Source organism: Raoultibacter timonensis (assembly GCF_900240215.1).
GTDB lineage: Bacteria > Actinomycetota > Coriobacteriia > Coriobacteriales > Eggerthellaceae > Raoultibacter > Raoultibacter timonensis.
Window position 1 is genome coordinate 879,573 of record NZ_LT964681.1, and the last position, 11,979, is coordinate 891,551.

Genomic DNA, 11,979 nt, shown 5'->3' on the forward strand with positions numbered 1-11,979 from the left:
TGAACATCCTGCGGTGAAAATCTCGCAACAACTCCACGCTGCAAACGGCGAAAAGCCCGAAGATGGGCAAAATAACTTCTCTATAGGCATTTTGCCGTTCGACCGAACGGCAACCTACACGCACCCTCAGTAGTAGCGGTAGTACGCGGCGCAGCTGCCTTCGCTCGATACCATGCAGGGACCGACGGGGTTCTCCGGCGAACAGACCTTGCGGAACAGCGGGCACTCGTTCGGCGCCATGATGCCGCGCAGCACATCGCCGCAGCGGCAGCCTTTCGGATCCTGCGTCGGCTCGATTTCGGGATCGAAGCGCAGCACGGCATCGAACTCGCGGTACTCGGGGCGAATGCGATAGCCCGAATCGGGGATCTCGCCCAAACCGCGCCAGATGGCGGGACACGTTTCGAACACCTCGTCGATGGCGGCCATCGCCGTCGGATTGCCTTCGGCCATGACGCCGCGGGCATAGGCGATCTCGATCTCGGCGCGACCCTCGTGAAGCTGCCGCATGATCATGGCGATTCCCTGCAGCACATCGACCGGCTCGAATCCGGTAATCACCCCGGCGATGCCGTACTTTTCGGCCAAGAACCGATAGGGCTCCATGCCGATGATGGTGCTCACATGGCCGGGGAGGATGAGCGCATCCACTTTGAGCTCGGGGTCGTTCACGATGGTTTCGAGCGCCCCGGGCATGTTCTTGTGGGCGGCGAAGACCGAGAAGTTCTTGAGGCCCATGGCCTTCGCGCGCTTGATCGACATGGCGACAAGCGGCGTCGTCGTCTCGAAGCCCACACCCACGAAGACGATCTCACGATCGGGGCAGTCCTGGGCAAGATTGAGCGCGTCGAGCGGGGAGTACACGATTTGGATCGAACGGCCGGCGGCTTGCTCTTTCAGCAAGCTCGAGGTCGAACCGGGCACGCGCGTCATATCGCCGAACGTGGCGATCGTCACGTTCTCGACGCGTGCGAGCGCGATGACCGTATCGATATCGCGGTTCGACGTCACGCACACCGGGCAACCGGGCCCCGATGCAAGGCGGATGCCCTCGGGCATGAGGTTGCGGATGCCGTTACGCGCGATGGCGACCGTATGGGTTCCGCACACTTCCATAAGCGTCGCCTGCTCGGGGGCGAGCGATCCGATGGAATCGATAAGCCCGCGGGCGAGTTTCGGATCCTTGAACTGGGAGAGATCCATGGCTACAGCCCCAACGAGCCGAGAGAGCCACCCCCGCCGAGGGATGGCGCCGAGGCGCCTTGCGGTGCCTCTTGCGGAACGTCGTCCATTGCAAGCTCGGGAAACTGCTTGATGAGATCGATGGTCTCCTGGGCGTACTGCTCATCGACCACCTCGATGGCGAAGCCCGCGTGCACGAGCACGAAATTGCCGACGCCCGCCTGCGGAGTCAGATCGAGGGATATATCACGGGTTACACCGAGGATGTCGACGGTCGCCATATGGTCGTCTTTGAGCTCGGTGATCCTCGCAGGAATTGCCAAACACATAACTGCCTTCTTTCAGAAGCGGCGCGACCGCATCCGCTGCGCGATCGCAGCAAATAGCGCATCGCGCACCGCACTACGCTTATCCGTGTTACAAGCGCAATCCTACCACAGCCTGCCCGAAGGAGATGCAGCCATCGCTCGGCGGCAGATCGCGGTTGACGGCGACCGTGAATCCCTGATCGGCCAGCGCCGGAATCGCGTGCTCCATAAGATAGCGGTTCAAGAATACGCCTCCCGAAAGCGCCACGATCTCGATGCCGTACGTTGCGCGAATCAGCCGCGCGCCCTGCACGATCGCCGTCACGAACGCATCGTGGAACCGCCGCGCGATCAACCCGATCGGCACCCCAGCCGCTTTGTCGTCGAGCAACGCCTCGAATACGGGAGCGGCATCGTAGAGCACGACCGATGTGTCGAGCGCCGTGCTTTCAGCCGTCGCCGTGTTCTTGACGATGTCGATCGCGTAGCGCTCGGCCGCATCGGCTTCGGCCTCGGCGTCGAATGTTTCACGTGAAACATCTGTTCGTTTTTCGCGGTTGGCCGCTCTATCGCCGATCGCCGCCTCGAGCAGGATAGCTCCCTCCCCTTCGTACTTCGGCGCAATGCAGATGCCGAGCATGGCCGACGCCGCATCGAACAGACGGCCGACCGACGAGGTGAGCGGCGTGTTGAGTCCGCGGTCGATCATCTGGCCGCACACCTCTGCCGCCTCGCCAAGCTGTTCGAGAAGGCCCTTCGCCGCAGGATGGTCGAGCAGGTCGAACGCCCAGAGCACGCCGTAGGCCATCCGCAGCGGGTTCTTGATGGCCGCAGCGCCGCCGGGCATGGGAACGTAGGCGAAGTTCGCAAACCGTTCGTACGCAGAAAGGTTGCTGAGCAGCACTTCCCCGCCCCAGATAGTGCCGTCGGCCCCAAAACCCGTTCCGTCGAATGCGAAGCCCGCAACCGGCCCGGCCAGCTTGTTTTCCGCCATGACCGATACGATATGGGCATGGTGATGCTGCACCTCGTACACGGGCAGATCCTGCTCATGGGCCCACTTGCTCGTCAGATACTCTGGGTGCATATCGCACGCGATGCGCTCGGGCGCAATCTCGAACAGCCGCTCGTAGAGCGCCTTTGCGGCAAGCCAGGCGTCGTAGGTCTCGGCGTTTTCCATATCGCCGATATGCTGCGAAACGAACGCTTCGCCGTCACGCGTGAGGCAGAAGGTGTTCTTCTGCTCGGGACCCGTCGCGAACAGCGATGCGGGTTCGGCTTCGGCCTCATCGGGCGCATCGGCGGCGGCGTTGGCCTCCCGCGTTTCGCCGGCCTCGTCCACGGCGATCTCGGGCAGCGCAAGCGGCATCGGCGCATATCCGCGAGCGCGTCGCACGAACTGGATCACCGGACCTGCCGCGCCGAGATCGAGCACGCGCACGACCGAGTCGTCGTAGCGCGCACGAATCGCACGGTTGTTCCCGAGGATGGCGTCGGCAATGCCGCCGAGCACGCGATACGCCTCCCCGTCATCGGTGACGATGGGTTCGTCGTGAATGTTGCCCGACGTCATCACCAGCATACCGTCGTAATCGTTCAGCAGCAGATGCTGCACCGGCGTATAGGGAAGCATGACGCCGAGCTCGGCAAGGCCGTCGGCAAGCCCCGGGGCGAACCCGGCGTCGGCCCGCTTTTTCAACAGTACGATCGGGCGCTGGGAGCCCGTGAGCAGGCGCTCCTCCGCGTCGTTCACTTCGCATACGCGGCGAACGGCTGCGATGTCTTTCATCATGACCGCGAACGCCTTGCCCTCTCGACGCTTGCGGCGGCGCAACTCGGCAACCGCCTTCTCGTTATCGGCATCGCACACCAGGTGAAAACCGCCGAGGCCCTTGACGGCGAGGATCTTGCCGTCGCGCAGGAACCGTACCGCCTTCGCGAATATCGCATCGCTCTCTTCGCGCGTAGTGCCCCATTCGACGTTCTGGCCGCCCGCCGACTCGGCTGCGTCCGCCTCGACGTTCTGCGCCAAACCACCCGCGGTATCGGCAGAAGCGCCGTCCGAGCTTGAAGCGTCCGCTGTATCGCTCGAAGCGCCGTCCGAGGCCGAAGCACTTGCCGCATCGGTTTCGCGCCAACTCACCTTCGGACCGCACTCGAAGCAGGCGTTCGGCTGGGCATGGAATCGCCGGTCGAGCGGCTCGTCATACTCGCTCTGGCACCGAGGGCACATCGGGAATTCCTTCATCGACGTGTTCTTGCGATCGTAGGGGAGCTTCTCGATGATCGTGAACCGCGGCCCGCAGTTCGTGCAGTTGATAAACGGGTAGCGGTACCGCCGATCGTTGGGGTTCATAAGCTCGCGGGCGCAATCCTCGCACGTTGCCAAATCGGGCGAAATGAGCGTGGTCTTCTCCACGGCTCCAGCATCCGAAAACCGTATCTCGAAGGTATCGAAGCCCTCGAGCGGCACCTCCTTGAGCGACAGCTCGTCAACCTGCGAAGCGGCGGGCGGGTTTTCCGAAAGCTCGATCACGAACTCGTCGAGCAGCTTGCCCTCGCCCTCTGCGTGGATGAACACACCGTCGGTTGCATTGAGAACCCAACCGTTGATCAGGTATTTTTTCGCCATACGGTAAACAAAGGGGCGGAATCCCACCCCTTGTACGATTCCGCGGACTTGAATGTCTAGAGCCTCGATCATCGCAAAATCCTTCTAGGGACGCGAATCCGCAACGCGGTGCAGCACGACGGCGCGGATCCTATTCTTTTTCCGCCGCCTCCTGCTCGAGTTCTTCGAGCACTTCGACCACCAGCTCGGACAGCGCGCGTAGCGTGACGCCCGAATGATCGGGGAGATGTATATGGATGCAGCGGCGCCCGCGGTCGGCAAGCGTCATCAGGTCACCCGCCGCTTGGGCTTTCGCCAACGCGCCGAGGCTTTCCGCCTCCTGATCGAGCGGAATATCTTTGAGCTCGTCGGCAGACAGGATGAGGAACACGCCGTCGTTCGGCCCGCCTTTTTGCAGCTGGCCTGTGGAATGCAGGTAACGGGGACCGACCTCGAGGCACGAGACGACGCGGCAGGTGACGCCCACGCCATGGCGAATCGTCTCAAGCGCCTCGCGACGCCCCTCGCCAGTGAACGGGAGAAACGCATTTACAGCGAAGTAGTCGCCCGGCTTGATGCTGCCGAGCAGCGCCCTGAGCGCTCCGCGCAGATCGGATACGCCGTCGAACATCGGGGCAACCGTAACCTCAACCTCACCGGTATGCACATCGCCGATGTAATCCTCGGCAAAATCGGGGGCTGGCTGGCCGTCGCGCAAAATGCCGAGCACCGCCTGCTTTGCCGAAGCCACATCGGGCTGGTCGAACGGGCATACGCGCATGAGGTAGCCGCACATCGCGATGGCGTACTCCCACATGACGAAATGCTCGGCAAGCTCGGCTGCGTTGTCGATCTTGAAGTTGAGGCGGGGTATGGCAGGATCAAGGTACGCAAGGCTCATCTCGAAGTTCTTGCGCTCGTCCCACAGATCGGTTCTCGTCTGATAAACGATCGCCGTGCGATCGCCCGTATCCTTGTTGAGCAGCAGCGCGTCGAGCTCGATGTTGGGAAGGATCCCCTGGCCGCCTTTGCCGAGGCTTTCGGCAACGAGCTGCTCGATCCACAGGCCGAGCACGCGACCGCGCTTCGGCGTAAGGAACGAGAACTTGTTGCGACCCTGCAGGTAGTTGTCGTACAGGAAGGCCGCAAGGCCGACGGCGGGATTGTCGATGGCGTCTTCGCTGCAGCGACGCTCCGCTTCGATCGCATGGTCCATGAGTTCGCGCAAGTCGATGCCCACAAGCGCTGCGGGCAAAAGCCCGAATACCGAGAGCGCGGAGAACCGTCCGCCAACCGTCGGCTCGCCCGGGAACACTGCGGCCCAGCCCTCTTCCTTCGCCTGCTTATCAAGCTCGGAACCGGGATCGGTGATGGCGACGAGCCGCTTGACGAGGTCCTCTTCGCTCACGCACTCGGCAAGCTCGTTACGCACGGCGCGCAGCGCGAGCCTCGGCTCGATGGTGCCGCCGCTCTTCGACGAGATGATGAACAGCGTTGTTTCGGGTTTCACCTCGGCCAAGATGCCGCGTACGCGAACCGGGGAATCGGAATCGAGCGTCTTGAACGAGACCATCCCCGAATCGACCTTGTTGTACTTGGTGATGGTCATAGGCGCCTGCGTCGAGCCGCCTTGGCCGATCAGCACGACGGTTTTCAGCCCGCCGGCGATCGCATCGTCGGCAAATGCCTGGATATCCCCAAGGGGATACGGGGGGTTGCTGGCCAAATCGGTCCAGCCCATGTATTCAGCAGCGCATGCGCTTGCGTCATCAGAAAACTCGTAGAGACTCGCATCCTTCGCAAGGATTCTGCTGGCTACCTTTTCTTTCACCAGCATCTTTGCAGAGGGGTAGAGCTTCTCAACTTCACCGACTAACATTGGGACCTTCTTTCTGCGAAAGTTCCCCTATTCTATCAGACACGCTCAGGATAGGGTCCATCTCCGCATATCCTCCCGAATGGGACGTTATTTCCTAGTTCTGACGTGGTATTTCGTCGTAGACGCACTCACCCCTCGTGCGCAGGTTCGTCGATTACCTCGATCTCGTTTTCGATCTGCTCGAGTAGCAGGTACAGCTCGGCCTGCGAATGGACTTCGAGCTTCGCGTAGATGTTGCGCATGTGGGTCTTCACCGTCGATTGGCTTACGACGAGCTTTTTTGCGATGTAGGGCGCATGGTACTTTTGGGCAAGGAGGACGAGGATCTCGCCTTCTCGGGCGGTGAGTCCGAACCGCTTTATCAGTACCGCACATGAATCTTTTTCCGGAACCTCCAGAGCAGCCGACTCCCCGGTATCGGATGTGGCCGAAACCAGGTTCTTCTGAATCATGAGAAAGGCCAATATGCCGCCTGCGATAAACGTCACCAGCACGATCACCGAAGCTATCGCAGCGAACGTAGCTGCGGGCAGCATTGCGTACAGCGCAGACGAAGCCGCTCGCGCAAAAATCATCAAGGCGAACGACAGCAACAGGGGAAGCAGCGGATTGATCCGATCGGAAAACAAAAACGGCGTGGCAAACAGATAGAACAGCGTCACCTTGTACGTCGCATCGATGATGAGCAGGTAGATGAACCACAGATCGGCCGACGCCTGCGATGCGTAGAACGCGAGAAACGTGATAGGCAATACGAACAGCTCGAACACGAGAATGAAATTACGATTCCAGACCCGCAAAACCACGAGAAGGGCCACAGCCCCCGCGATAAGCACACCGCATCCTATGCTGAGCTGGATCAAAAACGTCACGAGCGAGTCGCTTTGAAACGGCATCCAGACCGACTGGATGGATACGAACGGCCCGCGGCAAAGCAGTGGCAACGCGATCAGGCCGAAAGCCACAACCGTCTCCCTTTTGCTTCCGCACGAGAATCGCGGAAGGGGGCGAGCGAGCTCGTCATCGAGTTTCTCGTATTCCGCCGCGCCGTCAACCGAGACGATTTTGGGTTCGTAGACGATGAAGCACGCGCCCGCAACCAACGGAAGCGCACAGACGAGGGCGTACGAAATGCCCTGGTCGAGCACCGACAGGACAAGGGTGATACAACCCGACGCAAGGCAAGCGGCCGCAAACACCAGCGCTGACCTTCGCGCACCTAGCTCGGCGAGGCGTTCGCCCCAAAACAGCAGAAGGCAAGCGCTCCCGATTCGGTACAACGACTGCGTCGCCAGCACAGCCCCATCGTTCGGCAACTCTGCTCCGGATACCGCCAACAGCGAGAATGCGGCCGCAACCACGGCAATCCCCACGCGAGCGATCTTCGGTGAGGAAATGCGCAGCGTCTTTTTCGCGCCGTACCCCGCGGCGAGCGCAAGGATGAAGGCAACCTCGACAAAATACGGAGCAGGGGCGAACATGGAGAAATTGACATGGTGAACGGCGGGCATTCGTTGGATCTCAAGCACCAAGAGCGCGCACGCAAAGCCGATGACGGCTACCCCTATGTGCAGAGATGTGCGTGCGAAGCGTTTGATCATCTTTCCTCCCGAAGACATATATACCAGAAAACGGCTGTCGAAACGCTCGTTCGAAGCAACTTCATACCGTTTGTGGTAGGAAAAAATCTATCCTCGTTGGTAGGTTTGATATGCGGATTTGGCATTCGCGCAACCGAGTCGAAAACTCGTCGCGAGCAATCGACTATCGGAAGCCCGCCGCAATCTGAAGGCAAAAGGAACACCAAGGAAGGGATGGTTCTGTCATGGAACTCAATCGACGCGATTTTCTCAAAGGCGCGCTCGTCGCCGGGGCGGCAGCCGCAAGCGCGAGCATGGTCGCCTGCTCGCCGGCAGGCGACGGCAATGCAAGCGCTGCACCCGATGCGGGAGGCGTGCAGTACCCCGACGGGCTAACCGCACAAGACTTCGAGGTTTCGGCAGCGGAGATAACCCCCATCACCGAGTTCTCCGAAGAGAAAACCTACGACGTCGTTGTCGTGGGCGCCGGCACGGGCGGCGTTCCCGCGGCGCTTTCCGCCCTCGAGGAGGGCGCAACCGTCGCCCTGCTGCAAAAGGAATCGAAAGCCATCGCGCAGGGCGGAACGTGCTCGGGTGTTTTACTCGACGAAAGCGACGAGCAGGGAATCGCAAACTACCTGCAGGGTTACCTGGAAGACTGCCGCTGGCGCGCCGATCGAGGCCTTGCTGAAACGTACTGCAAGTATTCCGGCGAATCTATCCGCTGGCTTCAGGTTCGCAGCGCCGAAGCGGGATTTCCGCCCTACAACGTTCGCCCGACTGCGGTAACCACGTACGACGACGGCAGCAAATGCTCGAGACGCAGCATCATGTTCGGCCCCAAGCCGTACAACAACGGCACCATGATCGAGCACCTTGCCGATTATGCAGCAGAACGGGGTGTCGAGATATTCTATTCGACCCCCGGCGTTCAGCTGATAACCGATGAATCGGGAGCCGTAACGGGCATCGTCGGCAAGCAGGGCAACAGCTACATCAAGTTCAACGCCACGAAGGGCGTCATCCTCTCGACCGGCGATTACCAGAACAACCAAAGCCTTGTCGAGCGCTATTGCCCCGACGTCAAGGAATTCGACCGCAAGCAGGTCAACAAGACAGGCGACGGCATCCTCATGAGCATGGCGGTCGGCGCGGGTTTCGTTCCCGTCGGCCACTCCCACATGATGCACGATTTCGATTCGGGCCCCATGTACAACGAGCCGTTCCTCAACGTCAACGAAAACGGCGAGCGCTTCATGAACGAAGACTGCGTGTTCGAGGAAATCAACTGCGTCCTACGCAACCAGCCGAAACCCGGCTGGTACTCGCAGATTTTCGATGACGACTATTTCGAAACCGTCACCGAATGGGGCGGCAAGCCGACCGAAAAAGAAAAGATGAAGCCCTACATGCCCGACGTCGAGATGGATCGTTCTGCCGAAAGCGGCGCGAACGTTATCGAAGGCCTCATCGACACGTACTGCTGCGACACCCTCGACGAACTGGCTGAAAAGCTCGGTATTCCCGCCAATGCCCTGAAGAAATCGGTTGAACGCTACAACGAGCTCTGCGACGCGGGATTCGACGCCGATTTCGGCAAGGCGCAGAAGTACCTCAAGAAGATCGAGAAGGCGCCGTTCTGGGGCATCCACAAACATGTACGCGTTTCCGCCCTGTGCGCCGGGGTCACCGTGAATGAGAACTACCAAGCCCTGAACAAAGAGGGCGCCGTTATCCCGAATCTCTGGGTAACCGGCTTCAGCGCGGGCCAGCTGTGCGGCAGCCCCGACTGGTCGATGTATCAGGGCGGCATGTCGGCAGGCCATTGCATCATGACCGGTCGCATCTGCGGAATCCAAGCCGCAACAGGCGGCAAGCTGGAAGCCTCCAAGCCCGTCACGGAAGAAGACGTTCTGGCCATCGCGTAACCTCGACTCCCCTCCTCCCGTTGCTAGAGGGCCGAGCGATCCTGTTCGCTCGGCCCTCGCAGCGCGCATCAAGGGTTTCTGCGGCCAGATCGGCTGGCCCGCAGCCGCTCGTTAGTCCGCAACCGCCCGCGATCGCCGTCGCCGATTGCTTCTGGTGATACCATGTGTCGTATCGAATCAAGAGAATGGATGCTCGTGGTACCCGAAGACGCAAAGCAAACCCTCCGGACGAAAGACTTCGTTCTCATTGCCGCGGTGAACTTCCTCATCTTCAGCAGTTGGCAGACGTTTCCCTTCGTGCTGCCCGTCTACCTGCAATCCCTCGGTGCGAACGATGCCGCACTCGGCTGGGTGACCGCGATCACCACGGTATCGGCATTGCTCGTTCGTCCGTTCTGCGGCATTATCCTCGATCGATTCGGAAGAAAGGGCATCTTTTTAGCGGGCATCGCGTTCATGGGCCTCGCATCGGCATCGTTCGCCTTCATCCCCGTTGTCGGCATCATATTAGCGCTGCGCTTCGTCCATGGGCTCGCATGGGGCATCACGAGTACTTCGAGCTCGACGGTAGCGAGCGACATCATACCGCCGAAACGCTTCGGCGAAGGCATGGGGCTCTTCGCGCTTTCGGCAAGCCTCGCGTTCGCCATTGCGCCCGGCGTTGCGCTCGAACTGTTTCACGCGAACGGCATGGTGCCCGTCGTGATGGTGGCCGTCGCAACGCTGGCCTTGGCGTTCGCTTTCGCCAGCACACTCAAATACCGCACGTTGAAAAAACCGGCATCGCTGCATCTCGCAAGCATGTTCAACCGATCGTCGGTACTGCCGGCGCTGATCATGCTCTTCATGGGCGCAACATACGGTTCGCTGGTCACGTTCCTGGCTATCCACGCCTCGTCGCAGGGCGTCGAAAACGTTGGGTTCTTCTTCACCGCCTACGCGATCGCCGTCGCGCTTTCGCGCCCCTTTCTCGGTCGCATCGTCGATCGAAAAGGGTACGCGCCGATCCTGTTGCCGGGAATCGTGCTCGTCATAGTGGGGCTTGTGGTTTTATCCCAAGCGCACTCGCTTGGGATGTTCGTGCTGACCGCTTTTCTCTACGGTTTCGGGTTCGCCGGTTGCAATTCGACGCTGCAAACCATGGCGGTCGCCGACGCCGAGCCCGAGCACCGCGGTGCAGCGAACGCTACCTTCCTCATCGGCTTCGACGGCGGCATCGGTATCGGATCGGTCGTTTCGGGCTGGATCGCGGCATCGCTCGGCTATGCGGGCATGTACCTTTGCTTCGCCGCGCTGCCGCTCGTATCGGCTGCGTTGTTTCTCGTGTTCGCACGCAACCGCAAGCCACCCAACCTTGCGCAGGAAGCGAAGGCCGCTCGGCAACCCCGTTAAGGACGACTGCGCGCGCAGCCGCAAGCCTCCGCGAACTCCGAGGCTACACAGCGCTTTAACCATTAGTTGTACCGCTGCGCGACCTCTCCCTCACCCAGTTACTCGCATATACAATGGTGGAAAGGCACACGAAGCCGCATACGCACGTCTGTCATCGAATCCCCTGATACCGCCGCCCGAGCGATACGAGCGTGCACATCAGAGCGGACGAGCCGACGTATGCATGCGGCTTCATAACGTTCATCAGGAGGATTGCACATGAGAGGTGTAAGACGGGGTGCGCTTGTGTTCGCCGCCGTGCTTCTTGCTTTTGCGCTGGCACCGCTGTCCGGCTGTACCGGCAATACCGACAAAGCCAACGCTTCGGGCAGCAGCACGTTGCGCGTCGGCGTTCGCAGCGACGTTATGAACTTCGGCTATCTCAACGAAGATACGAACAACTACTACGGCTTGGAGATCGACATCGCCGAAGAACTGGCCGATCGGCTCGGTTACGCAGACGTCGAATTCGTAAGTGTCTTGCCCGAGACGCGCAAGGAGATGCTTCTCGACGGCGAGGTCGATTGCCTCGTTGCCTGCTACTCCATATCCGATACGCGTCTTGAGAATTTCGATTTCTCGCCTGCCTACTACAACGACGCCGCCATCATGATGGTGGAGAACAGTTCGCTCATCACCGATATCGATCAACTTAAGGGCATGACGTTCGGCACCATGTCGGGATCGAACACCGCTCCGCAGCTCGCAATCAAGCTCACCGAGATGGGCTTCACCAACGGCGAGGTCGTCTCCCAAAGCGAAGATGGGGCGGGCGCGCAGTTCGATACGTTCTACCTCCAGCAGATTCCCTCATACCAGGAACTCAGCCAGGCGCTTGAGAGGGGAACCATCGATGTGGCATGCATGGACGGAAGCATCGCCAAAACGTACCTCACCGACGATCGCAGCCTTCTCGACACCGAGATCGCAAACCAGCAATACGGCGTTGCCACGCAAAAGGGCTCTGTCTTAAGCCAGCCGGTCGCAGACGCCATCCAGGCAATGCTCGATGACGGAACCATCGACGCGCTGATCGACAAATGGGATTAGGAACGGTGCA

Annotated in this window: 8 protein-coding genes; 3 read left to right on the forward strand and 5 right to left on the reverse strand. The window is 60.4% G+C overall.

Annotated elements, in window-relative coordinates; genetic code table 11:
* Positions 1 to 126: 126 nt before the first annotated feature.
* From hypD to C1722_RS15775, 5 genes are all read right to left on the reverse strand, one after another.
* Positions 127 to 1,203, reverse strand: a complete 1,077-nt coding sequence (hypD, locus tag C1722_RS15755; protein WP_102380276.1) for a hydrogenase formation protein HypD — start codon at positions 1,201 to 1,203, stop codon at positions 127 to 129.
* A gap of 2 nt (positions 1,204 to 1,205) precedes the next feature.
* Complete coding sequence (locus C1722_RS15760) at positions 1,206 to 1,511, reverse strand: HypC/HybG/HupF family hydrogenase formation chaperone (protein ID WP_102380277.1); 306 nt, start codon at positions 1,509 to 1,511, stop codon at positions 1,206 to 1,208.
* Positions 1,512 to 1,599: 88 nt separating this feature from the next.
* Positions 1,600 to 4,194 (reverse strand): carbamoyltransferase HypF, encoded by a 2,595-nt coding sequence (hypF, locus tag C1722_RS15765; RefSeq protein ID WP_102380278.1) that lies wholly within the window; start codon positions 4,192 to 4,194, stop codon positions 1,600 to 1,602.
* A gap of 58 nt (positions 4,195 to 4,252) precedes the next feature.
* The gene (locus C1722_RS15770) at positions 4,253 to 5,980 is read right to left on the reverse strand and encodes a glucose-6-phosphate isomerase (protein WP_102380279.1); all 1,728 of its coding nucleotides are present in this window, start codon (positions 5,978 to 5,980) and stop codon (positions 4,253 to 4,255) included.
* A gap of 128 nt (positions 5,981 to 6,108) precedes the next feature.
* Complete coding sequence (locus tag C1722_RS15775) at positions 6,109 to 7,581, reverse strand: helix-turn-helix transcriptional regulator (protein WP_102380448.1); 1,473 nt, start codon at positions 7,579 to 7,581, stop codon at positions 6,109 to 6,111.
* A 224-nt stretch (positions 7,582 to 7,805) separates the two neighbouring features.
* On the opposite strand from C1722_RS15775, the gene C1722_RS15780 reads away from it, so the two are divergent.
* From C1722_RS15780 to C1722_RS15790, 3 genes are all read left to right on the forward strand, one after another.
* The gene (locus C1722_RS15780; protein WP_102380280.1) at positions 7,806 to 9,488 is read left to right on the forward strand and encodes an FAD-binding protein; all 1,683 of its coding nucleotides are present in this window, start codon (positions 7,806 to 7,808) and stop codon (positions 9,486 to 9,488) included.
* A gap of 189 nt (positions 9,489 to 9,677) precedes the next feature.
* Positions 9,678 to 10,880, forward strand: coding sequence for an MFS transporter (locus C1722_RS15785; RefSeq protein WP_180995312.1), 1,203 nt, complete (start codon positions 9,678 to 9,680; stop codon positions 10,878 to 10,880).
* A 258-nt stretch (positions 10,881 to 11,138) separates the two neighbouring features.
* The gene (locus C1722_RS15790) at positions 11,139 to 11,969 is read left to right on the forward strand and encodes a transporter substrate-binding domain-containing protein (RefSeq protein WP_102380282.1); all 831 of its coding nucleotides are present in this window, start codon (positions 11,139 to 11,141) and stop codon (positions 11,967 to 11,969) included.
* Positions 11,970 to 11,979: the final 10 nt, after the last annotated feature.